We start from the raw sequence: 24,424 nt of genomic DNA on the forward strand, positions 1-24,424 counted from the left end.
TTTATTTTATGCATATTGACCGAATCTCCCATATCACAGCGTTTAGGAACTTAGGCTCAACTTCCCATAGTTTTGCCGCATTTGAAGCATTCACATCGGCGTACATGTAACTTCCACGCTCTATAGTTCCATTTTTATAGAACTTGAGATCCCTAACAGTAACGCTTTCGTCTCCCATCCCTATATACAAATATTCCGCGTCTATCTGCGCTCCGTATTCAAGCTCCTCAAACTCTATATAAAGTCCCTCATATCCTCCTCCGTCTACTATGGACGTCTTGTACCATCCCTGTTTTTCAAGCTTTGAAACAAGGCTTATGGCAGGAATTTTGGTTCCGTTGAAGGCATCATATAGGGTATTGTTCATTTTATCTTGATCTATTTCGACGATCTCTATTTCAAGCTGGGTTATCGGCTGGGTTATTTCATTGTCTTCGAGGTTTTCCTTCCACATCTCAAGCTCTTCTTCTCTTAAATCCATAGGATGTACAAGCCCAAACTCTTCTCCCAATTGAAGCTCTATCTCTTCGTAGTCCGCATCGGCAAATGTACCGTCATCCATATACCTAAACGATCTTACAAGCTTGTTTTGCGAATCGTATTTTCCCCATATCAGATTTACAGCAAACATATTCATTATAGGATTCTTTACGAATACCTTTTCGAATGTCTCCATGTCCCATCTTCTCTCAATGAATATGGATCGCTCAAGTCTGGCCTTTTGTGCTGCAACTATTGTCTTGAGCTGCTTTTTCACCGCCGAAAGATGCTTTTTCGAAGCTTTCGCTATTTCTTCGTCATCTGATTTCGAAGGCTTTGGAAGAGTTTTTATCATCTTTCCGTCTGGATTTAAAAGCTGTATCGTAAGGTCTTTTTTAAGAGTCGCCGTAAACGTCCTGCTTCCGTAGTCCAGCTTCAATTCCTTGTTCGGGTCAAAGCCAAGATTTGGAATAACAAGGTCGGCGAGTTCTTCTTTTGTGAGCCCCATATTCTTAGCAGCTATTAGGAAATACTCCGCCGCGGTCTTTTTGACCATCTTGTTTTTATATTTTCTGCTTATGGAATCTAGCTGCATAAGGGCATAGTCACTTCCATGGAACGCCATGGCCTTGACTCCTTCTGAAGCTATGGCCCCCCTCGAATTTTGCGTCCACTCGTCTATTTGTTTCTTAAAATCCACGATGAAGGTCTCGTCGCAATTGTATACTGCAAACACCATGGCCATCTTCATTTTGGCAGCAGCTCCAAGACCGAACCACTTGTCGTATACGTATCTTCCAAGCTGGTTTAAGTCCTCTTTTTCAAGCCTCGACTTTATTATATGCGCAGTAAGTGGAAGCTCTACCTTAGGACTAAGAAGGAATGTGGCTAGGTAGTATTTCAACAGCTCCTGGGAAACCACTTCTTTGGTAATTTTGTCCCTAACCTCTGGAAGAGTGTCTATTTCAAGCTTTACAATGGCTTTGTCCATCTTTTTCGGATTGTAAAACTCCTCAACGATCTTGTTGAGGCTTGTGTTCTCCATGTCCATCATCTGAAGCTTGTTATAATCTACTATGTATTCCACCAGCTCCTTGTTCGCCTTAGGCATCTTCTCCTTTAAAAGCTTTTCAAGTTCTCCGTTGTACTCGCTCCTTCCCATAAAGTAGTCCCTTGATATTTTTTGTATACTCTTGTATTTGTTTTTCAATCCATCAAGGGCGACTTCCAGGTCTTCGGATTCCTTTTCATAGTAATATTTCATAAACAGGGTCTCGTATAAAGAATCATCTAGTTCCTTTTGAAGCCGTTCCTTGTATTTTTCTATATCTGAATCCAGATATTCAAAATATGAAAGTTTTACCTCTCCCTTAAACGAGTAGCTTCTTTCTATCATCGAAAGAAGTTTATTTTCGTCCATCCCTGAGTCTATCAGATCCTTTATCTTTCCCTTTTCATTTCTCCTTGCATAGATATATTTTTCAAGTCCCATGTAGTCGTTTGAATGAATTAGCCTAAATATTATGTAATTTGTCGCAAAATCACTTATTCCAAACATCACGGAGCAAGATATATCAATTTGTGTATAGTATCTTTGATTACTAAAATAGTTGATGTACAATGCATTATCTTTTTCATTTCTTCCCGTCTCTATGTCTTCTACTATAGAAGCATTGTTTTTCCCCTTGTTTTCCTCCATCAGAAGTTTTTTCACCTTTGAGTCGAATTCTGCCACATATTTCCCTTTGTCCTCAGACTGCTTTATAAGAACAGCATACAGTATAAGGGAATAGGCTATATCCTTTGTCTTTTCCAATGAGACTATAACATCCATAAGCCTTTGGGACTGTTCCTTTGAAAATCTTATCTTTTCAAGGCTTACCATCGTCCTATACTCTCTTATTATCATTCTTGTTGCTATTTCTCGTATCAACAGCTCAGACATTTCAAACTTTGAACTCATGTATTTGTATTCGTCCATGTAGAAATCTTCTATTGCCTCATCCTTTACTATGTTTGAAAGCATATACAGCTTTTTATTGGCTATTATAAATGCTCTATCCGCATCGGTGTATTCCTGCGTTCTTCCGCTCTTATAAAGATAATATACGATGAGGGCAAATGCATCTTTTTTCTTTGTCATATCCTGTGCGTATTTCGGTGCGTTTTGGACAAGATACTGGAATGATTCTTCTCTTCCTTCGTTTATATACCTACAAAACTGTATTTGCGCCTTTATCAAATCATCTTTAGTGTTTTCATAAAGAGTATCCATATGCTCCTTGTATTTTTCATAGTTGTTAAGATACCATCGTCCATTTTCAGATACGTCTTCATGCCCTCTTATGAGTTTTGCTATGTTAAACCTAAAGTTGGCAAGAACATAAAGGTATGATACAAGCATGGGATCATCTTGGAAGGATATGTCTATCCATGCTTTCCGAAGTTCTTGTATCTTTTCTGGCTCCAATAATAGTGAATATACCTTGAACATTCGGATATTCCTTTCCCTATCCTTGAAATCTTCAGGATTGTTCCAGCTGTAACTGTATATGTTAAAATCAAATTTTTCATCTATGTCTTCGAAAACACCCAGTATGTTTCCGCCGTTTTCTATATAATCGTCTATCTGATCCTGCTTGGACTTTTTGTAGTCAGAATAATATTTCTTAAGTGTATTTTTTATACGCATTTCCTTCACCTCTTTTTAGTATTTTTACTTCAATCAGCCTGCTGTCGATCCCCTTAGTGAACAAAATCAGCTGAAGGTGTAGAATATCCTAGGAATGATTCTCTTCTAAATTATAATAAAAGAGCCTTGCATTTACAAGACTCATCTACATTAACCCATTAACCCTTCCATTATCAAGAGAATAAAGTTTACCTAAGTTTTTTTGTTTAATTCACTCTTGATTCTATATATCTATCAATATCTTTAATAATATATGTTTCAAAGAGTTTTACTGTACTATATACATTATCATCAATCCAATAAGCGATTGCTTTTTAAGATTTTTGGTTTATGGACTTTAACATGACTGCTAAGATAAATATCCACCTGCTCCCTCCAGTCAAAGGTATGTTTTCATTCCCTATATGTTTATCATTCTATTATTATTTTATCCAAAAAAGCGTAATAATCAAACTATGGATATGTTAACCAAATGTACTTTAGCTTCAATACATACCTTGAGATCATATTGCTACACTATTTCAATAATCATAATTGGAAATATGTTCTGATATACTCTTTGTCATTACTTCGTACAGGGTAGAATGGTTCAATAGATAAACATTCAAAAAAATAATTAGACCCTAATTACTTAGGATCTTCCTTTAGACCGTTGAATGCTTTTTTTAGCTTACATAAAGCTTTTTTCTCAATCCTAGATACATACCCTACTGTCAAGGAAGGGCTAAAAAATCAAGTTTTAAACTTTTAATCTTTTTATTAATAAAAAAAGAAAGGAACACTATTAGCATCCCTTTCATAGTTTCTTTACAAGTAATATGTTGGAAAGACGATGAAGATTCCAAATATTATAAACAGACTTCCAAAAACAACAGAAAATAATCTAAGGTGTTTATTTTCTTTCGACACTAGAAACAATCCATTAAATAACTGTTGACACCCCGATAATGTAAATATTATTGGGAATGCCACTTTTGCACTTACTACACCCAACAAAAAGCCTATAGGAAATAGTATTGCAATTATTGAAATGGCAACATAAATAACTTTTTTCCTATCTTTCATAAGTACTACCTCCCTCATATGCTAGAATACAACAAACAACAATTTTAATCTAATATAATTCCCGCTTCATAGCAAGCCTTTAAATATTCTCTGCTACTATAATATAGTGAAGAGTTATAATTCGATATCTCTTCAGCTATAAAGGAGGTCATTACTTCGTATTAACTATCAACAATGCTTTTATCCCCCATTACATCTTTAATAAGCCTTTGATAATTCTTGCCTATTGCTATATTACTTGGGACTTTGTATTCACAGTTTCCTACTGAATCAAAGCTACCTTCTTTAATGCCAAATGCTTCTATAATCTCATCCGCAACTTGTTCAAAAGATAATGAATGATTTACTTCAGCTAATTCCAGCTGTCTATCGATTTCTTTCTTACCAAGTAATCTCACTATATCAGCTACTTTATTCTTCGTAACTCTTGCAATATACTCTATAAGACTGCAAACGTATCTTAGGTCATTTTTTTCTTCATTACCCATTGCAATAAAATCTAACCATTCATCTGTCATTTCTGAAATCTACTATTATTTGTATTTATTAAACTAAACTTCTCTTTTATGCTGCGGATGATATAAAATTCTTTCATAGTCAGTGTTTCTACTATCCATATCACCTAGACAAATTCTTTCATGATCTGGAACCTGTTCATATAGTATTCGCAGACATTCTCTAGCCTCTTCAGAAGGATATTGCAAATATTGTAGGTATGCATTTCTACATCTATCTAAGATTGATTCACTACCATTCAACTTGTCATGTATGTCTTTTAACTCTTTATACTTCTCATATATATCTACTGAACCACCTGAACTATTAGACAATGTTAATTCTCCTAGACCAGAGAAAATTACAGGCATAGGTTGGTTAAAACTTGTAAAAAATATACCTTCATCAAACATTTCTTTAATATTCTCAATCGTATACTTTATTTCAAATTCAGCATTATAGCACACGATATTACCATCTTTATATACAACCAAATTTACCAAATAAGTTTTAGAATCATGTTTTAAAAATACTGTGAATCCTCCACCTCCTACTGTGCGATATCCTAACTCACTCTTAACATAGAACTCTTTAGGACTAGGAGAGTACCTAATTCTTCGTCTTTCTAGCTTTTCTTCTTCCATTTGCGTAACAGTGTATATATTTGTTAGCTTTGGATTAAGCTTCTTGATAGTCTTCTTGATATAGTTGAAATAGCTTTTATTGTCATGGTCCCATCTAGCTTCAATGACTTTATAGTTGCCTAAATGAAAAATTGATATATTTTCACCTTCTGGTATTTGTGTTACTAGCCAATTAGTTTTTAGTTTCTCTTTTAACCCTTTAATATCTACTAAATCCCAACAATTTACCATACCATCTTCATAGACTTCCATATTGATATAATGAAAATTCCCATTCCTAATTATCGCTGGAATTCTAGTTCCTTCTACAGTTTTTTGTCTACTTATTTTCTGCATATAAGCCTCCTATTCATTTGTATACTAAAGCAACTTCACTTAATCGTAATAGATAACAAGCCCATAAAATATAATTCTTACCCCTTATCAAACATATCTCCCACCATCACATCTTTTTCCTTATTTTAACTTATATCACTCTCTCTGTCTATGATTCTTCAAACCATATTACATATCCGACATGTCAAAGATTCTTTTCACTATAGATGAGCTTTCACCATCAGGAGTTAGTTTTTTATCCTTGTCTTTCACAAAACCATAGGGTTCATAAGCTGTCATATGAATACCTACAGTTTGGCAGAGCTTGTCTAACAATCTGCCTATAGCTTCTATTAGCTCGTATATCCAAAATAGATATGGCCGCTGTATCTGTTTCCGTTCTAATTGCACGACCATTTTTTTGTTGGAAAATAGATTAATTTGCATTATATTTTTTGATTTTTAGGTGGGCATGGTCAATATTTAGTAATATTTTCATTATTATCCCATTTTATATAATTATCTTTGAAAAAAAACCGATATATTTTGTGGAGTGTAGTATAGTAATTAAGAACGGAGCCGTTGTTTATATAATCTTACAATTAAAGGAAATAAAACTAATCGTGCTTCAAGCGAAAGAAGAAGTATAAAATTAGAAAGTGATTAAAGTTGGATTAATGCATCTATGTACTCATGGACAGCCGAAGTTCCTGTTTCAATGAATAAACTATTAAAGAGTAGATGGGAATTAAGACTTGAAGGAAGAGTTTACAGTAGTTCAAGACCTTATAGTTTATCACCTAAAATTCAATTCTACTATGTATATCCTGTGCTACCAAATTAATATGATATGATAATTACTTACTACACCTCATAATTTATGTTGCTGAGAAAAGGAGGAGCCACCTTGAGATTAAACCATATTTATAGCTTATTAAATTCGAATTCAATAAATCAATTACTAAAAACACCTTATCGTAATTCAACTAATTTCTCTTATAAGGAATATCCGAACTTCACAAAAGATAGCATAGCTATCTCTGATATTGCTAGACAGTTGAATCAAGCTCATAATAGATTATCTTCTATTACCAATATTAATGGTAGTGAAATCAGCTCTTTAAAAGCAGTCGACAACTCTCTTAGTTTCAAAAATAATTCCTACTATGATTTAAATATCAATGGAACAAGGGCTATTTTTACTACAGATACCTCTGGACATATCACTATGCCTTATAAAGAATTGGAAATTGAAAGTGGTTCACTCTCACCATCCACTTACGCTGAAATAGATAAAATTGAAAAGTTCTTTACTTATCTTTCGACTGATCGAAGTGGTATGTTGATTCGATTGTCTTATTCCAATAGTGAAACAAAAGAGATGCTAAATAATATAGGGATTAAATCCGGATTTTTCACTATAAAAAATAATGGTAATACAAATGAATTTTGTTTGTTAGATGATGGAACACTATATCCAAAATATCAATCAGAAGCTCATAGATTTGCGTTAAATCACACTGATTATTTTAAAGAAGGGTATACATCAGAGTCAGTTTTCAAAATTGACGGTAAAGAATACAAACTCAATGATAATGGTCAGTTAAACATACCTGAAGGTGTCATGTGTTTAACTGAAACAATGGAAATAATAAAATAAAAATAAGCCTTTTTCTATTAGGCTTATTTTTTATTATCCAAAATGCGAGTGTATCTAAACCTGTGCTTAAACGGTTAACCATATTTTTACATAACACTATTAACCAGCCAATCTATAAAACTTGGAAATTTGTCAAGGTCAGAGTTATCCGTGCATTTTAACCTTGATAAATTTCTAAGTTTTGACATACTATAAGATAGGGTTATGCAAACCTAAGCGAGAGTTGATTTACACCCTTGTTGGAGTATAAGGTGTCGATTTTTTGACTGATACGTATATAACTCATTGGCGTTGTTTTCCCACTGGATGTTGCACCTGTAAAACATATACTCTCACCATATCTATGTACCAATGTTAGAAAATCTAACATTTCCTCTGTTGCAGTTCCAGTCTTGATAAAATCTTCTTTAGTTAGTTTTCTAGGGTTAACAATACGGATAGATAAAGATACACCAACATCAAGCTTATGATCTTCTATATATTTCTTAATATAGGATTTGAGCTTTATTTTGCTATTCTCTATACCTTCACCCGATATGAGAATGGCATAATTACTTGAAATATGCTCTTGTACACGCCTTAGTACCTCTGCAAAATCTAAATATTTACTCATAATCATCCTGCTCCTTTTTCTTAATAAATTGGGCTTTGAAAGTATATCTGATTGAATAATTGATGATGCATCAATTATGAGATAATCAGCTAGATGGGATAGATTAACGATTAATTCGTTTGCTCTATCGGCTGTATATTCAGCATGGGTCTTATAGTCCTCTCCTTGTCTATAACCTAGAAAAGTAAGATTTTTATTATCCTTTAATGTTATCAAATTCTTAAGTATGTCTTCTTGGGTTAGCGTGACCATTTCAAGTAATTTGCCTAGTGATTTGTTTTCTTCTCTTGTATATGGAAGTATTGTTCCAATAGGTGGGGCTATTATATCGGTAGATAGCATAATAACGTTATTATTCTTATATAATCTTCTAGCCAATTTTATTGTAAGGGTGGTCTTTCCACTATTGGGACTACCCCATAGGGTGATAACTTTACTCAACTCCACTCACCCCCGATTGGTTATAATTAAGTTCATTAGTTGATTCCTTTATAGGACTGTCCTTATTACCTTTACTAGCTAAGTCTTTTAAAATCTCGTCTTGCTCCATTAAAAAAGCCTTTGTATTCTCGCTATTTCCACGATATACAAAGGCTAAATGTATTTTCCTGTTGGTTTCAAGATCGGCAAGCATGATTGCTTGTTTTTCTGTTACTTTAAGTGTGATGGCTATTGGTAGTTCCTTTTCCTCTCCATCTTCTGTTTCTGCTTGACTTATATCATATCCTGTCCCTAAAGTAATTTATTATTCATCTTTTTTCTATTCCTAATGTCTCTAATACACTTCCCATATCTTGTATACTTTCTTGTAATGAATTGTTATTCTCAATAATGTAATCTACATCTTTTTTTACTAAACCAATTTTATTCTTATCCCTAATAGTTCTCTTATCAAATGAAGTGCTCCCTGTCAAGTATACAAGTAAATAATAGGTAAATTACTCTGTTTTATTTGTATGCCCAAAATATTAAAATAATAATAAAAGAATTTCATACTGTTTTGAGTATAAATTTCTTTTTTTGCAAATCTTAACTTAGTGACATTGCTCTTACGATAGACATTTTTATTATTTAAAATGTCTACCGAATGGGGAGCATATCACCTAATTAATTGTTTTTATGAATATGGTATAGACTATCCTCTTCTAGTATTAATAGAAAATTTACTTTACCCACTTCAAGCACAACTTCATTCCCGTTCTTACTAATCTCTTTATAGTAAATATGCTCATCATCGTAATACAAAACATTATTAACATCATTATATACAAATCCTGGCATTTTAGTTTTTGCTATAGCTTGTTTCTGTCTAATGCTATGTTCATCAATTACAATACTGTAAATATTAATCCCTGTAATATTAGAGAATCTATAATCGGTAACATATATATAATACTGCACATCGCTTAATTTTACCATATTATTGATTCTTGTACTCCCATTACTGTCAATTAATTCCACTCCTCCATCACACATAGCAATGTGGTAGCTACCTCTTGCACTAGATCCATAAGATTCTGGATTTTCTATGTACTCAATAATTCGAAAACCATCCTTTTCGTAAACTTTAATTAGAGGTGAAAAATCCTCTATATCTTCGCTAGAAATTGTAGGATTTTCAATTAAGTAATTTACTAATGATTCCATTATGTCGGCGCTTTCTGTAGCTTCTATAGCTCCTTTATCCCATTTTTCAAATATAGCTTTAAAGTCACTATCTTTTTCTTGATTACTGTTTACTATTAGAAATGCTCCTACCAGTAAGATAGGTATAAGCACAATTATATATATTTTTTTCATTTTGTTATTCCTCTTCCTTTAAGTATATTCGCCAAAAAGATACCTGATTAAAAAATAATTAGGTATCGATAATGGCGCAAAATTTAATACCAGCTATCCCACCAACCTTCAAAAATCTGTAGGAATAAGTAATTACCTCCACCTATTGTAGGTGCTAATTCATAATCTATAACATGTGGAGTATAAGTATATAATACCCACGCAGGGTATGTATCAACATATATCTTACCCGCATATGTTACACCATCAATTGTTTTAGATTTCCCTCCGTTGACTTTCTTATAAACACTTAATTCAGAATCATCTAGCCACTTACTATACATCCATTTGGCAGCAAGCTCAACTTGTTTGTCAAAGCCAGTGTATGTGGTTATATCCCCACCATCTGTTGCACCATAATCCATTGCATAATAGAATGCTCTTCTTTTAACGTTAGTATTAGAGCTAGTGATAATACTAGCTTCTTTTTGTAATGTGACTAGTATTACTTTTGGATTTATTTTTCCATCTTTAGCAGCTTCATGAATAACAGTTGAAGGTTTAACACTTCTACCAGTATCATATGCATTCCCATCCGAATTAATTGCATATATTTTTATGTTGTCTTTTAATACAGATTTCTTTTTTTCAAGAAAACTCTGTATATCAGATTCAATCAGAGCTTTATCACTGTTATAAATAAAATTAGATGAGCTTAAAAGTGAGTTCATTCTTTTACCTTTAACGTAATAATCAGTTGACTTTGACTGACTAATATTATTATTTTCAAGTCCATCAAGTACTGAATCATCGATTATCCCTTCAGAATATTCTGAAGCGTATTTATGCTTTTTACTTACTAATGGATCGTTAACTTTAAATGAACTACTCTCTTCACTGATATTATCACGATAAAAAGATATTTGCAATTTATTATTAAAGTAAGCATTCTCAACAATATCCTACACATACTATAATTAAGATTATTATTATTATATAAGTTTTTTTCAAATTATCACTCCCTTTATTAAAAACAATTGATTCTATAAATCCTATTATTTTATTTTCAGACATACTCTCACAGTAGCAATTTATCACTGTGAGAGTATAATAAACTTAGATATTATTCCCAATCATCGCTCCAATATCCTTCAAATATTTGGCAGAACAAATAATTACCTCCACCAAATTTAGGTGAAAACGATGTGTCTATTGTCCAAGGAGTATATTTGTATAGGGCATATGTTCCCCAATTCTTTACCCATATCTCTCCTTTATAAGTAACTCCTTTTGAAGTTTTATCTTTACCATTATTAACAGTCATTTTAACTGGCATCCCTGTAGCCTCATACCATTTATCATATAATAACTTTGTGCCTTTATCCACTTGCTTATCAAATCCCGTATAAGAATTATAATCACCACCATCTGTAGCTCCCATTCCCATTGCAAAGTAAAATCTTCTCGAACTATATTCTACTGTTCCGCTTTTTGAACCAATTAAAGAACTTTCTTTCTGCAAAGTTGCTAATATAACTTTAGCATTTATAGAGTGTTCTTGTTGTGCATCATATATTACCTTAATGGGTTTAATTTTTTTATTAGTATTGTAAAGCTTTCTTCTATATTAGATATCATTATATTAATCATTTCCCATTTAAAATGCTAGATAAGTATATTGTCTATACCCATCTAGCTTGGAATTGTTGGTATCCTACACATTTATTACTTTAGAATGGAATATAATTATTGTATGTTTCTCTCTCTTACTGTATTTCTCGTCTTATAACCTCCTCACCGCTTTGTTTCAATTCTTCAGCGGTCTTCTTTATTGACTTATAATATTCTTTAGCAGGATATAGAGTAGTTTCACCCTCTAAAACATATGGATAAAACAAATCATATTCTAAAACACTATTATTATTTTCGTTAATTTTCAAATTCAAATATTGTACATTTCTATCTGTCACATTATAATCTGGCATAAATTCTTGAATCCAACCTTCCATTATATTTTCAGCAATTGCTATTTTATCTTTATCATTTAATTCTGAAATAGCTTGTTTCATTCCTAGAATAAATGGATTATCTATAGGATTACGAATTAATGTTATATCAAAATATACATTTACATCTACTGTTCTCTTTGCCTCATTCTCCTCTGAATTAAATTCATAATTAAAGTTTTCAAGCTTATATACATTTTTATCAAAGTATTTAATATACATATCCTTTATATCTTTAGCAATAATTTCTGCTTGGCTAACATTTAGGCTTTTTATTGACTTATCAAAATGAATATCTAAATTTGAAGTGTCTTTAATATTTTTTTCAATCGTTTGTCTATTCAATTCACCAGATAGTATACTATCTGATATACTACCAGCACCACCTATAACATATATATTGTATTTGAGTTCATCTGTCACTTTATTATTGTTAATGATATTCTCAATTTCTAACCTATATAGAAACGTAGTTATTCCTGGCCCTCCATCATGAGATTTTTCTTCATAATCTTGTTTTGATTTAAACTTCATATCAGCATTTATGTATATATCAATTAGAATACTATCTGTTTTAAATTGCTCATTATTAAATTCAATCGTTATCCAATCAAATACATAATTTTCACCATCTTTAGGTAATATATAATCATCTTTTATTTTCTTTAGAATGCAAGAAGCCTGATTATCATCTAATGTATGTGTTAGATTTATTATTTTCTTGGCTTCTTTATGTTTTTCTTGCACCACATCATTTACATCTATTTGATTGTTTGACGCATTATCAATATTGTTACAGCCTCCAGTAATGGCTAGTATTATTAGAAGTAAAATTATATTATAAGTATGCTTTTTTAATATCATACACCCACCTCATTTTCTAATTAAAGCTTTCTATTTAGGCAATTATTCGTCTTCTATTATTGAACTAGAAGGAATATAAAATTTAACGCTATCCTATGAAGAATCATAAGTATACTCTTCTTTTGATTTTTTCAACATTGTTCCCTCCTAATGAATTTTATTTTCTGGTTTGATTTTTTTAATTGTCACAACAAAGTTCAAAAATTTTAAGTTTATATGTCTTACTTACGCTAAATGTGTAATTTGAAATATGTTCTGATATACTCTCTGTCATTACTTCGTACAGGGTAGATGGTTCAATAGATAAACATTCAAAAAAATAATCAGACCCTAATTACTTAGGATCTTCCTTTAGACCGTTGAATGCTCTTTTCAGCTTACATAAAGCTTTTTTCTCAATCCTAGATACATAGGAACGTGAGATGCCTAATAGCTTTGCTATTTCCCTTTGTGTCTTGCACCCTCCATTAGCTAAACCATATCTTAGCTCGATTACAGTTTTCTCTCTATTTTTTAGAACCTTCGCCATTTTATGATATAGTTTTTTAACCTGCATTTTAAGTTCCACTTCATCAATCACCGAATCACAATCGGTACCAAGAATATCCATGAGGGAGATTTCATTGCCCTTAACTATTTATCAGCGAGAACCTATTTAGTAGGAAATGTGGTTATTGATCTTAATTCCACTTAATCCACTACCCCTGATTCATTTATTCTAAATTCCTTATTATCACAATCTATCTCTGCTTCTACCCCATAAGGCAATATACACATTGGTGCTGTATGTCCAAAATTCATATTGTAAATAATAGGCAAATCACTTCTTTTGGCTTCATCCCTTATTACTTTTAAATACTGTTCTTTGTATTCCTCATAATACTTTTCATCCTGGGGTTTCCCTATAATTAACCCACATATTCTTTCAAGTATCCCTAATGCATTTAATGATCTAAGACACCATCTTATATAATCCGGCGAAGGCTTGTCTTCACTAGTTTCTAAAAATAATATCCTATTTTCCCATGCTTTTAATTCCGGCCATAATTTAGTTCCTCTTAACCAATCTACAACTTCTATACACCCACCTATTAATCTCCCTTTAATTTTACCTGTTCCTTGCAGGACTTCGTAACCCCTTTGCTCAATATTTAATTTTCTTTTTATATCACTATTTTCTTCAATATTCCATGGCAAATACTGTGAAGTCCAATAATCACTTGATTCAATTTTTCCTATTTTTTCACTACTAAATAGTACTTTTTCTATCCACTTAACTGTATAGTCATGCATTTCTACATTTTCAGCGAATTCAGCAAGAATACTCGGACCATAAAAGCTTGTTAGATTAGCATTATAGCACATAAAATGATTTATAGTTGTATCAGAGTACCCCATAAATATTTTAGGATTATTTTTAATAACATCAAAATCTATATGAGGCAATAATCTTAATGTATCTTCTCCCCCTATATTAGAAAATATAGCTTTTATTTCCTTGTCTTTAAAAGCCTCCATTATATCCTCTGCTCTAGCCTCGGGATGTTCACTTAAATATTTGCTACCCTTCAAACTGTTTGGCATTTCTACAACCTTAAGTCCAAATATTTCCTCCAACCTTTTTTTACCAATTTCATATCTATACCTAAACTCTTTATCGCCTGCTCCACCCCATGATAAGCTTACAGTAGCTACTCTATCTCCTTTATTTAATTTTGATGGTTTTATCATAATTCACTACCTCCTTATTCTCTCCTAATATAACTTAAGCCATTTCTAACTGGCCAGTGTTAGTGATCAGAAAGATTTTTGGTATCATGATCGACTCCACTCTACAACGCATTTCCAAAAAAAATTTTCTTCTAAATCCTCTTTTTCTATTAAAACACTTAATATACCTTCACCAAATATCCCTTTTCTTTAACTTGATTCCAATAATCTATCCACTTCAATCAAAATCGGAGTATGGTGATGTCCAGTAATAGAGAAAAATAGGGAACCCTCTATCTTGACATGCTTGTTTAAAGAATTATGTATTGCTCGTGTATCCGGTGTGCTTATGGGAACAACCTGTACCTTCGTTATCTCTAAGTCTGAGGATTTTATTGGTTTATCTAGCTTTAATATATATGGATATTCCTTTTCATCGGTTTCAGGGTTTTCTCCATAGTTTGGACGGCCATAAAACATTTCAGTTGTTAGGGTCCCGGACAAGTCAATTTTTAATGATCCAAAAAAATAGTACTCAACTGCCTTCCTTTCATCTAAAGATAAAATCTCTGAATGTAATATACCTATTAAATATTCTACTACCTCAGTTACTTCACTGGGCTCACAATCAAATTGTACAAAGGATGCCACAAGCTTCATCTGATCCTCTTCTAAGCTACTAAAGGCTTTTGTAAAAATGTCCTTATTATTGAAAAATAAACCCTTTAGCGTAGCACAGTATGCATCGGTACACCAGCCATCTAAACCATTGGTGGCATTAAGGAGATTTTCCATGCTATCTTTGCTACTTATTTTAAGATTTTTTAGCCATTTTGTAATATTGGAAAAATCCTCACTATTCATTTCTGCATATTTTCCCCAGTTAATAAGGGGAAGTAAGTCGATAATCTTTTCTGTATTCTCAGGACTGGTTTTATCTCCATTAAAAAGACTTCTAACTTGTCCTTCAATATCCTCTGATGTGACAAGAATATCCTTCATTTCCTCCAGAATATCAGCTACATTGTCGTCTTCAGAAATCCTTAGATAAAAGTTATATGCCAACATCTCACCATTTATTGGAATTATAGAAAAATATTCCATATTAAGTTCGCTATTTTCTGTCCCATCTGCTAGCCCTACTAAATATATTCTACCTTTACCCAGGTGGGTAGGCCCTTTATATCGTATATCTTCGTATTGACATCCACTAGGAAGACAGGAATCATCTTTGCCATTAGGCCTTTCTATGATACCAAACCATCCTACTTCTTCTTTATTTTCATTATATATATAATACTCAATGCTTTCCTTTAAGGACTGATTCTTTTCCATTTTATATTTGAAATCTTTTGCCTTTTCCCCTGTTACTTTCTTAGCAGTCCATCCATCTTTCAACGGCATCCCAAGCCTTGCATTGTTTTCATCATTTAGATTTGGAATTTCAATGGCTGTAATATATTGATCTGAACATATAGCCTCCACTGAAATATTGATTTTATTTTTTGCCCTTACATCACAAATACTAATAAGTCCAATAATAGCAATCACCATAACAGCAGAAATAACGGGAATGATACATCTCTTTTTTAAGTTATTCATTAATTTTAGCCTCCAATTTCTCTTTAAGTCTATGACGTTATAAAGCGATGCAAAATCAGTCATACCCTTATCATTGTGTTAACCTTTGATTTTGTTCTTAATTTCTTCCAATACCTCATCGAGTTGATAATATTTTACCAAATATAATTATACTATATATATATTGATTATACAAATTTTGTAAAATCATCCAACTGTTTTTTCCCAGTTTTGCTACAGCATATTTCACTACGCCATAAACAACAACCCTCGACCTAATTTTTTTTTGATATTTGTGTTATATTACACTGGCATTGATTAAGGAAGAATTTAAAAAAATAATAGGTCTTGAACTCCTAAGTTATATAAAATTGGCACCCTATATTATCAAGCAGTCGATACTAATATGAGAGTTAATACAACTATCCCTATTAATGATGCTTTTTTATGAAAACAAATGGCCTCTTCATTATATTCGGGTCTCTCTTCATAAATCAACCTTCTACCAGATGACATGCTTTCTTGATGAAATGTATATCCATAGATTAATATTCCATATTTAGACAATCTATAAATTTTTAATTTCCATATTCTAGCCTAAAGAATAGGGCATTTAAATCACATTTTTTAAACAAAGAGCATATATTAATTTTATAAGATTATGAAGGGAATGAGCAGTTTGTTTAATGTTTATAGACCATATCCATATCCTTATTACCTTAACAGTCCAATGTATAACTTATACTATATGAATAATTTTTATAGAAGGTATCCAAATTCTTACTCAGCTAACTCACTAATGTATAACTCAAACTTTTCAAAACAGGCTAACAAATTAAAGGATTATGGACCAGAACCATTTGTGATTAATATCGAGGAAGCAACTAAGCAAAACAATAATTATCGTACTGCTTTATGGACAGGAGAGAATTTACAAGTTACCTTGATGAGCATCGATGTAGGAGATGATATAGGCTTAGAGGTTCATCCTACAGTTGATCAATTCATACGTATTGAAGAAGGTCAAGGAATTGCTAAAATGGGAGATAGTAAAGATAAATTAGATTTTCAAGAAAAGGTTTATGATGACTATGCAATAATGGTACCCGCTGGTAAATGGCATAATGTAATCAATACGGGTGATAAACCCCTTAAATTGTATGCTATCTATGCACCACCTGAGCATCCACGTGGTACGATTCATGAAACAAAGGCTATTGCACAGGCCGCTGAAGGAAACTAAAACTATTTATTAATATCTTCTTTCATTAACTATACGCCTATAATTGTGATTATAAAAACTTGTTTATAATATGCCTAATATAGGATTTAGGTATATCGATGATACTAGGGACAGATCATATACTGTCCCCTAAAGTATCATATCCTTTAGAAACTTTATGATAATTATTATGAATGCTCAAAAAATATTTGCAAAATATGGAATTTTAATTAAAGTCATTTTATGATATTAATATCTTGTTTTTTGTTTTTGAGCAATATAGAAATTGTCGATACCTATGTCTTTCATAGTATTATTATTTTTTTTCCATATTTTAGAAAGAGATTCATTGTATGTTGTAGGAATACAAGGGTATTTAGAACACTCGAAACAAAAGTCCACCTTTTCTTTTTTATGGCATGTATTTATACTACATTGACTGCTGGGCTTATCACTAAAACGACAGCCCTGGCATCTGCCATTTGAAAAGTGTTTCAAAATAGCTGAAAATTGCTCATAGTAGTTAAATATGGACATAAAACCCTTCATTTTTCCAGCCATATTTTCAAAGTTCTCTAGATTCCCATCAAGTTCTTTGCTTAATAGTACTATTTTACTTTTTTCATAATTTGCACACCTCGAACAATCATTTCCACAAGGAGCTAGATCCTTTATAGCTTGTTCATAATTATTCATTTCAATTCCTCCTCTTATTATGCTTAAAAATTTCCCTACATATATATAGATGCAATAAAAAGAGGAGAGTCACGTTCTATACAAAAATTTTTTTTCTTTATATTCCATTTATTATATTGATAACTTCTTCATACCATTCTTTAGGGGGTCTTGTATCGGGCATATTCTTATATAAGTAATTTATTTTGCCACGTACTTCACAGTTAAAGATATAATTTGATTCTTTATAGTCTAGCTTTGCAATTAATTTATGCTTGTGGGAGTTCTTTTGTAAATCATCTCGTGTTTTAGAGAACTCAATCCAAGCTTTACAACTACAAGGATTATCTACATCTAAAAGATTACAGTGTTCACTAAAGAATGAGTCTAAATTCATATGGGCTCGATAAAGAAGTCCCTTTGTCGCACTTTTTGATATGCCTATTATTTCTGAAACTTCATCTAAAGATAGTCCAAACATATCAATTAACGAAAATGCTATTCGTTGGTTTAATGTGAGACGTCTTACCATTGCAAGGAAACATCCATTTTGCAGGTCTCCAATAGCTTCTTCTACAATCACTTCATCCTCGGGTCTTGGAGGATGATTCACAAGTAAATCTTCTTCTTTTTCAAGAATATTGATATCCTCATAAAGTAATTCACTATAACAATTAGTTTTTCTTTGAATCATAAGAAAATTATTAAAGCATATTTTCCGCAACCAAGCTTTGATTGCATTTGGGTTTTCTAAAGTTGCAATTTTTAACCATGCATTAATGAAGGTTTGCTGTGCCAAATCTTCTGCAACATATGGATCACAGGATAATTTTAAGGCATAGTTATAAACATAAGTCCCATATGTATTTATAAGTAATTCAGTTTCCATCAATTCACTTCATTTCTATATTTTTTATTAATAGTATCATGTATAATATCATTGTCCGAATCTTTATAGTATGCTAGTTTAAATTGACCGGGTATTTACATGACACACTGAATAAGTATTGTAGATAAACTCTTTTAACTATTAACATATCAAAGTGATCTAACTAGAAAGATTATAGCTAGACCACTCATTGGTTACATATTATCCTTTGATTCTGTTCTTTGTATATGTATTACCTAATTACTCAAACACAATAATATCATATGCCGATAAATCTCTCATATTATCTAAAGAAAATTTGATTTCCTTGTAATAGCCTTCACCTTCATGGTATTTTCCGCTAATAATCATTGAAGACATGTCATTTGGTAAACTAGCACTTATTTCTACAGTTGAGTTAGAAATAGTCCCTAAGTCTTTCAACTCACCTTCATCACCCATGTTAGCTATATAGTTTATCTTAACATCCTGTATTTCTCCAAATACAGTGAATTTCAATTTAGTGGTATTATCACCACCAAAATCAACGGATACAGTATCTGCCTTATTACTATTTACAGTATCATGCATTGGTATTATTACACACTTGTAGTTTGTATAATCCACATAAAAATCACCTTGATTTGTTGTGGTGAACGTCTCGTTTTCTAGACTTGGCTTTTTACCATTGCCACCCTCAACATAGCCTATATAGTTTTCATCTGCAATGATTTGACAATTTGATAGGCTTACACTCTGGCCACCCTCTGTTTCAACTTTCTCACCCAACCTAAAACCCGTAATCGTTGCAGCTACTGAAAGTTCATTACCCTCTAATATGTAATTTTGTGTCTGCTCGTCAAGTAATCCATCTACATTACATACACCTTCAAAATTAGTTATACCACTATCAGCATTGACAACATAACTAATAGGTTTATCCATTATTTGACTTGCAGGTGTAAAAATAAATTCATTTTCATTATACATCTCGTTATAATACCCTGTAATTACACCCTTTGTATCAATATTCCCTTTAAGTTCTAATATTAATTCATGCCCCTCAGTATAGTCAATCTCAGATACCTTAAGCCCAGCAATATTTTGACCTACTTTTATATCAGCAGCATAATAAACCGAAGTATTATTAGTATTCTCATTATTGTTTGCATTGTTATCATTATCTGTATCTTTTATACCAGTTGATGCTTGTGGTACACTAAATGGATAGGGCTCATTGGATTTATCCACTAGCTCTGAACTGCCATTCACCTCTAGTATTTCATATTTATCTGTCCAAATATGGCCATCTTCTATAACTCCCTCAGCTTTCACAAATCCACTAAAATCGAATTTGATTTTAACGGGAATCACACTATCCTTACTAAGTAAGATAAATGGTTCCTCATATATAAATTTATCTCTATCTACATAGTTATAGATTTCATCTCCCGAAAAATATACTCTCTCAAAAGTATAGGTTTCATCATTCCATTGTCTTTTAATTTCAATTGGTTTATTAAGTTTGATACCTGGCCCTTCTGGTGGTTCGTTAGACTGAAGTGTTCCTTCTAAAATAAATACATTTTGACTTGGTTTTTCTTCTTCTTTTGGTTCTTCTTTTGGTTCTTCTTTTTGTTTTGCCTCGGCTTCTAATTCAGCCCTGATCTCAGCTTTTAGTTCTTCCTCAGATTTCGTTGCTTCTTTACTGCCGCATGCAGTTAGAACTAACATCATAACTAATACTATACATATTGCCTTTTTCATAAATTTCCCCCTCTTAAACTAGTATTATAAATTGCTGTTTTAAATGCTTTGCATACTATGATATTATACCATCTCTATTATCAAAGGGACAATCTTTTCATGACTGAAATGTCTATACTAATTTATATAGTATTCCCTAGGCTAGAAATTCTTACATATAGAAAATCATATGTCACTAAGCAAATGACATAATTACTTTCTATAGAAATCATCTACTACATGTGGTTTTAAAATCCTCAAAGCTATATTATGCAATTCTGACAAGCAAGGGTTATGAATTTCCTCAACTATAAAAATAATATATACGACGAAGTCTTATAGGGATTTTAAAGTTATTCTTTAAATATCTATATTACTTATAGCTTGTCCTATGGTGAAGGACTCCCCCTGTCCTTCATACTTTGTTTGTTTTCTTTCCTTCCCTTTCTAATATATCATTCCATATCTCCCAACCTGCTTTATGATGGGCTTCAAGTATCTTCTCTATTTCTTCTGGGGTCTTTGGCTCTGGAGCAACTACATGGACTACTGTATTGCCAAAATAGTATGTGGCATCGTAGGTCTTTTCTTTATCCACTACCCGAACTTTCATAATGTCTTTACCCCCTTTGTGTATTCTTATGAAATATCCAGTTTGTACTATTCATAGGTAGAAGAAATAAAGGGGATAAAGAATACTTTATTATGGCTTAGTATATGTTTTACTTTACTCCATAATAATAGTGTATTATACTAATATTGTTTTAGAAAAGTTTTTAGATAAAGGAAGTGTTATTATGCCAATTGAGCAAATTGCATAATTCCCTTCTACAAAAACTATCTACCATATGTAGTCTAAAATTCTTCAAAGCCATACCATATGTATTATGCAATTCTGCCAAGTAAGAGTTATGCAATTTCCTCAATTATAATTTCAATGCTATCATTCTTTATTCTATATTCCATAGTAGAAATTGCTGGCTATGATGATATTGAATCGATTTTATTAATACTATGCTCCACCATAATTGGTTGTACATTTTGGATAGTTGAAACTATGAAAAGTGCTAAATCAGATTATAAACCTCTAGATATATCGGATTTTATAACCACTTTTTTTAAAAGTGACCAAAAGTGATTAGAAAAGTAATTAACTCTTATTATGCTATATAATCATATTGATATGCAGCTAATTATAGTTCATTTACTCCAAAGTCTATGTTTTTCGCCTGCTTTGAAAACCCTATATATATTCCTTATACTTGTATCTCCTATTTAATGCAAGGGCTTTTCTTTATATTCTTCCAGCCAAACATCATAATATGGATTTTCCCATTTCTCATTATTTTCATAATATTCAACTTCATTTATACAAGCAATGAGAGTTTTTATATTATGGTTATCCAGATACCATCCTCCCCCGCTATCCTTCACCTTATTAGGAAGAATATTTTGATCAGCCCTACCTCTACCAACAAAATTTTCTCCGACTAAACCTACTTTAACTGGCAATCCATCTGCATCAAATGCCATAAAACCAATAGTATAGCTTTTTACTCTTTTATTTGAAGTATTATTCCTTACTTTAACAGCAATAAAATTAGTATTTATACTATCAGTATATTGTCTTGTGGAAATAACTTCTACCTCTTGATTGCTTTTAAGCTCTTCCATCTTTACTCTATGTTCTTCAGCTTTTTTTTCATCATTTAACTTCGTATAGGTAGCTTCTTTTACAAGTAGATCCGCATCATTTGGAATGATAAGTAGGGCTTCTTTAATTATTTTTAATGCTTTTTCATAATTCTTACTTTTTCCACTAGCTTCGATCTGATTGACAATATCAGTTTTGTATTCTCCAATAATGCTTTTTATCTCTTCTTGAGCATTGCCGTAATCCCCGTCTGCTTCAATTACTTTATTTAATTCCGAAACTGCATCCCCATATTTTTTAGCTTCCTTAAACTTCAATCCTTTTTTATAGGCAACCCTTGAAGTATGTAATTCCTTAACTTCTTTCAATCCCTTATCTGTTTCACTTACTAACAATTTAGTTTTTTTAATACTCTCAAGTGCTAAAATCGATTCATCATAACCTACTTCTTTTGTTTTAAAATCATTTAAGATCTCTTCTATTTGATTTTTCAACTTTTTTTCTATTTCATTTTCTTTTTCCAAGTCACCTTTTATTTTTTCATTATATAATGAAATTGCCTCTGTATACTTACTATCCTTTACTGCATTTACGAATTTGTTTACTGGATTCGTTATAAATTTAATAGAAAAAAATATTCCACCCACAATAAATAATCCGGCTAAACTCAATATAATTATTTTTTTGTGGGATAATACAATTTCATTTTTCCCCTTTATATTGTTGTCTATCTCTTTCTGATTTTCACCACAATAGTTACAGAACAAACTATGGTCTCTAATTTCTTTTCCACACTTTCTACAAAACATAATTCGGAATTCCCCCCTATTCAATATATAGCCAACTATATATATTATGCAAACTTTGTAAAATCCCTCTGACTGTTTTTGTGAATTTTTGTCTTTTTTTGTTAGGACGAAAGAGATAGTACTTTTCTTCTACTAAGTTCCAAATACTATCTTTTTAGCTATCAAACTAATACAGCTTAAGAATTAAATATTCCCTAAGCCTCAAATTTCCAACCAAAATTATGCAAAATATGATATATTAGTATTAGCTATTTAAAAAGGTGGTGTTATCATAATCATGGCTCCTTGGTATTCAAGATTATCTTTTTTAGCTTTTTTACCTTTAGCTCTACAATTGGTTATATACATTCTAAGTATGATCGGATTGATTAAAGCTATTAAAGCACTAAACATATACATTAGTAAAAATTCCTAGATTTGAAAGACTGAAGATTATCTTTAGTCTTTCTTTCGTTAGCTCTTATATTAATGTTGCTTATTTCTGTAATATCTAATATAATTGACGTAAAATTCATTAGGTTGTGAGATTTTGAAAAAATCGACAGTTTATATGATTACTTTTATATTTACTATATTTATATCTTCAACTATTACTCATTTCGTGTCACGTTTATTTGGCATTATTTTAAGTTCAATTATTTGCTTCTTCTATATTCGTTATATAGTAAATAGAGAGTTATATAACAAACGTTAATATCTTATTTAATACAGGATCTTTTTTTGGAAATCAAAGTAATTTTATGCATTTTCACCATAATTTACGATATTATGTTATAATATAAACTATCTTTATTTAAAGAAAGATGGTGAAATTATGAATATTAAAAACCTATTCTTATTCAATGGACGAATCAATCGAAAAAAGTATATTTTCTACCAACTTGTTTTCCCAATTTTGATTTTGCCCTTAAGTTTTTATAACCCTGATAATATTTTTTTAATTTTAATAAAAACTTGTTTGAATTTGTCTATTGCAATTATTCTTGTTTCTAAATCAGTTCAACGTTTACATGATATGAATTTTTCAGGAGTGGTTGTCTTAATTCCTTTAATTTTAGGATTTCTGGGAAATTTCTTAGATAGTCTAATTTTTCCGATGATAGTATTGGGTTACTATATTCACTTAATGATAAAAAAAGGTACTATTGGCCCAAATAAATATGGTGATGATCCTTTAGGTCCTACTAAGCAAACGAATACTTTTATAAATGAGGCTGAATAAGAAATTGTTCTAAGAAAGTTTTTTTGTATTTCTATGCATAAATTCTATTTGACTCTGCGGAGCTTATAACAATTATTTTAATGATTAAATTCAAAGACTCATTAAAAATTTTCTAAACAAATCAGAGTGAAAATTAAGGGATTGCTGCTCATGTCAAAATATTGAAAACAATAAATATATGATTAAGCTTTTGCATCACAGTAAAATTGTCTTAAAGATATCTGATGAAAATGAAGTTATATATAGTGTTTGGTTTGAATTTGGTAAAATTTAAATAACAAAAGTTACCACCCTTAAAGTAGTACTAGTGGCTACTAGATATAT

At 31.5% G+C, this 24,424-nt stretch carries 20 protein-coding genes and 2 pseudogenes; 3 read left to right on the forward strand and 19 right to left on the reverse strand.

The features are described 5' to 3' along the window. Position 1: 1 nt before the first annotated feature. From N4A68_13625 to N4A68_13640, 4 genes and pseudogenes are all read right to left on the reverse strand, one after another. The gene (locus N4A68_13625; protein MCT4565338.1) at positions 2-3,172 is read right to left on the reverse strand and encodes a DUF4132 domain-containing protein; all 3,171 of its coding nucleotides are present in this window, start codon (positions 3,170-3,172) and stop codon (positions 2-4) included. Between the two features lie 807 nt (positions 3,173-3,979). After that, positions 3,980-4,237: a hypothetical protein gene (locus tag N4A68_13630; GenBank protein MCT4565339.1), complete on the reverse strand. Its 258-nt coding sequence runs from the start codon at positions 4,235-4,237 to the stop codon at positions 3,980-3,982. Between the two features lie 44 nt (positions 4,238-4,281). Beyond that, a pseudogene (locus N4A68_13635) lies at positions 4,282-4,725 on the reverse strand (hypothetical protein). Positions 4,726-4,788: 63 nt separating this feature from the next. Beyond that, complete coding sequence (locus N4A68_13640) at positions 4,789-5,712, reverse strand: hypothetical protein (GenBank protein MCT4565340.1); 924 nt, start codon at positions 5,710-5,712, stop codon at positions 4,789-4,791. Positions 5,713-6,598: 886 nt separating this feature from the next. Here N4A68_13640 and N4A68_13645 point away from each other — a divergent pair. Further along, on the forward strand, positions 6,599-7,351 hold the full coding sequence (locus tag N4A68_13645) for a hypothetical protein (GenBank protein MCT4565341.1): 753 nt from the start codon (positions 6,599-6,601) through the stop codon (positions 7,349-7,351). A 289-nt stretch (positions 7,352-7,640) separates the two neighbouring features. On the opposite strand, the pseudogene N4A68_13650 reads toward N4A68_13645, so the two are convergent. The 9 genes and pseudogenes from N4A68_13650 to N4A68_13690 form a co-directional block, all read right to left on the reverse strand. Beyond that, positions 7,641-7,811: pseudogene (locus N4A68_13650) on the reverse strand (type II secretion system protein E). 586 nt (positions 7,812-8,397) lie between these two features. Further along, the gene (locus N4A68_13655; GenBank protein ID MCT4565342.1) at positions 8,398-8,598 is read right to left on the reverse strand and encodes a hypothetical protein; all 201 of its coding nucleotides are present in this window, start codon (positions 8,596-8,598) and stop codon (positions 8,398-8,400) included. A gap of 473 nt (positions 8,599-9,071) precedes the next feature. Next, the gene (locus N4A68_13660; protein ID MCT4565343.1) at positions 9,072-9,764 is read right to left on the reverse strand and encodes a hypothetical protein; all 693 of its coding nucleotides are present in this window, start codon (positions 9,762-9,764) and stop codon (positions 9,072-9,074) included. An 83-nt stretch (positions 9,765-9,847) separates the two neighbouring features. After that, positions 9,848-10,672, reverse strand: a complete 825-nt coding sequence (locus tag N4A68_13665; GenBank protein ID MCT4565344.1) for a hypothetical protein — start codon at positions 10,670-10,672, stop codon at positions 9,848-9,850. A 194-nt stretch (positions 10,673-10,866) separates the two neighbouring features. Next, complete coding sequence (locus tag N4A68_13670) at positions 10,867-11,265, reverse strand: hypothetical protein (protein ID MCT4565345.1); 399 nt, start codon at positions 11,263-11,265, stop codon at positions 10,867-10,869. Positions 11,266-11,509: 244 nt separating this feature from the next. Further along, on the reverse strand, positions 11,510-12,613 hold the full coding sequence (locus tag N4A68_13675; GenBank protein MCT4565346.1) for a hypothetical protein: 1,104 nt from the start codon (positions 12,611-12,613) through the stop codon (positions 11,510-11,512). Between the two features lie 334 nt (positions 12,614-12,947). Continuing rightward, complete coding sequence (locus N4A68_13680; GenBank protein ID MCT4565347.1) at positions 12,948-13,223, reverse strand: helix-turn-helix domain-containing protein; 276 nt, start codon at positions 13,221-13,223, stop codon at positions 12,948-12,950. Positions 13,224-13,303: 80 nt separating this feature from the next. Next, positions 13,304-14,344 carry an LD-carboxypeptidase gene (locus N4A68_13685; protein MCT4565348.1) on the reverse strand — a complete coding sequence of 347 codons (1,041 nt, stop codon included), beginning with the start codon at positions 14,342-14,344 and terminating at the stop codon, positions 13,304-13,306. A gap of 189 nt (positions 14,345-14,533) precedes the next feature. Continuing rightward, positions 14,534-15,925 (reverse strand): DUF4431 domain-containing protein, encoded by a 1,392-nt coding sequence (locus N4A68_13690; protein ID MCT4565349.1) that lies wholly within the window; start codon positions 15,923-15,925, stop codon positions 14,534-14,536. 658 nt (positions 15,926-16,583) lie between these two features. On the opposite strand from N4A68_13690, the gene N4A68_13695 reads away from it, so the two are divergent. Continuing rightward, positions 16,584-17,147 carry a cupin domain-containing protein gene (locus tag N4A68_13695; GenBank protein MCT4565350.1) on the forward strand — a complete coding sequence of 188 codons (564 nt, stop codon included), beginning with the start codon at positions 16,584-16,586 and terminating at the stop codon, positions 17,145-17,147. 228 nt (positions 17,148-17,375) lie between these two features. Here N4A68_13695 and N4A68_13700 read toward each other — a convergent pair whose 3' ends face one another. The 6 genes from N4A68_13700 to N4A68_13725 all read right to left on the reverse strand — a co-directional run bounded on the left by N4A68_13700 (position 17,376) and on the right by N4A68_13725 (position 23,277). Continuing rightward, complete coding sequence (locus tag N4A68_13700; GenBank protein MCT4565351.1) at positions 17,376-17,822, reverse strand: DUF3795 domain-containing protein; 447 nt, start codon at positions 17,820-17,822, stop codon at positions 17,376-17,378. Between the two features lie 97 nt (positions 17,823-17,919). Further along, positions 17,920-18,690: an RNA polymerase sigma factor gene (locus tag N4A68_13705; GenBank protein MCT4565352.1), complete on the reverse strand. Its 771-nt coding sequence runs from the start codon at positions 18,688-18,690 to the stop codon at positions 17,920-17,922. Between the two features lie 240 nt (positions 18,691-18,930). Further along, entirely contained in the window at positions 18,931-20,436 is a 1,506-nt protein-coding gene (locus N4A68_13710; GenBank protein ID MCT4565353.1) for a hypothetical protein, read from the reverse strand. 394 nt (positions 20,437-20,830) lie between these two features. Beyond that, positions 20,831-21,028, reverse strand: a complete 198-nt coding sequence (locus N4A68_13715; protein MCT4565354.1) for a hypothetical protein — start codon at positions 21,026-21,028, stop codon at positions 20,831-20,833. A gap of 662 nt (positions 21,029-21,690) precedes the next feature. Continuing rightward, positions 21,691-22,878, reverse strand: a complete 1,188-nt coding sequence (locus N4A68_13720) for a DUF5780 domain-containing protein (GenBank protein MCT4565355.1) — start codon at positions 22,876-22,878, stop codon at positions 21,691-21,693. Positions 22,879-23,130: 252 nt separating this feature from the next. Next, on the reverse strand, positions 23,131-23,277 hold the full coding sequence (locus N4A68_13725) for a hypothetical protein (GenBank protein ID MCT4565356.1): 147 nt from the start codon (positions 23,275-23,277) through the stop codon (positions 23,131-23,133). 415 nt (positions 23,278-23,692) lie between these two features. Here N4A68_13725 and N4A68_13730 point away from each other — a divergent pair, with 415 nt between their 5' ends. Then, on the forward strand, positions 23,693-24,100 hold the full coding sequence (locus tag N4A68_13730; GenBank protein MCT4565357.1) for a DUF805 domain-containing protein: 408 nt from the start codon (positions 23,693-23,695) through the stop codon (positions 24,098-24,100). Positions 24,101-24,424 lie beyond the last annotated feature (324 nt).

Origin of the sequence: Maledivibacter sp. (assembly GCA_025210375.1) — a bacterium.
GTDB lineage: Bacteria > Bacillota > Clostridia > Peptostreptococcales > Caminicellaceae > JAOASB01.

What these genes read in the sequence shown, in the direction of transcription:
- N4A68_13625 (MCT4565338.1), bottom strand. Translation starts at nt 3,172, where the DNA reads ATGCGTATAAAAAATACACTTAAGAAATATTATTCTGACTACAAAAAG.
- N4A68_13630 (MCT4565339.1), bottom strand. Translation starts at nt 4,237, where the DNA reads ATGAAAGATAGGAAAAAAGTTATTTATGTTGCCATTTCAATAATTGCA.
- N4A68_13640 (MCT4565340.1), bottom strand. Translation starts at nt 5,712, where the DNA reads ATGCAGAAAATAAGTAGACAAAAAACTGTAGAAGGAACTAGAATTCCA.
- N4A68_13655 (MCT4565342.1), bottom strand. Translation starts at nt 8,598, where the DNA reads ATGCTTGCCGATCTTGAAACCAACAGGAAAATACATTTAGCCTTTGTA.
- N4A68_13660 (MCT4565343.1), bottom strand. Translation starts at nt 9,764, where the DNA reads ATGAAAAAAATATATATAATTGTGCTTATACCTATCTTACTGGTAGGA.
- N4A68_13675 (MCT4565346.1), bottom strand. Translation starts at nt 12,613, where the DNA reads ATGATATTAAAAAAGCATACTTATAATATAATTTTACTTCTAATAATA.
- N4A68_13680 (MCT4565347.1), bottom strand. Translation starts at nt 13,223, where the DNA reads ATGGATATTCTTGGTACCGATTGTGATTCGGTGATTGATGAAGTGGAA.
- N4A68_13685 (MCT4565348.1), bottom strand. Translation starts at nt 14,344, where the DNA reads ATGATAAAACCATCAAAATTAAATAAAGGAGATAGAGTAGCTACTGTA.
- N4A68_13690 (MCT4565349.1), bottom strand. Translation starts at nt 15,925, where the DNA reads ATGAATAACTTAAAAAAGAGATGTATCATTCCCGTTATTTCTGCTGTT.
- N4A68_13700 (MCT4565351.1), bottom strand. Translation starts at nt 17,822, where the DNA reads ATGAATAATTATGAACAAGCTATAAAGGATCTAGCTCCTTGTGGAAAT.
- N4A68_13705 (MCT4565352.1), bottom strand. Translation starts at nt 18,690, where the DNA reads ATGGAAACTGAATTACTTATAAATACATATGGGACTTATGTTTATAAC.
- N4A68_13710 (MCT4565353.1), bottom strand. Translation starts at nt 20,436, where the DNA reads ATGAAAAAGGCAATATGTATAGTATTAGTTATGATGTTAGTTCTAACT.
- N4A68_13715 (MCT4565354.1), bottom strand. Translation starts at nt 21,028, where the DNA reads ATGAAAGTTCGGGTAGTGGATAAAGAAAAGACCTACGATGCCACATAC.
- N4A68_13720 (MCT4565355.1), bottom strand. Translation starts at nt 22,878, where the DNA reads ATGTTTTGTAGAAAGTGTGGAAAAGAAATTAGAGACCATAGTTTGTTC.
- N4A68_13725 (MCT4565356.1), bottom strand. Translation starts at nt 23,277, where the DNA reads ATGTATATGTTTAGTGCTTTAATAGCTTTAATCAATCCGATCATACTT.
- N4A68_13730 (MCT4565357.1), top strand. Translation starts at nt 23,693, where the DNA reads ATGAATATTAAAAACCTATTCTTATTCAATGGACGAATCAATCGAAAA.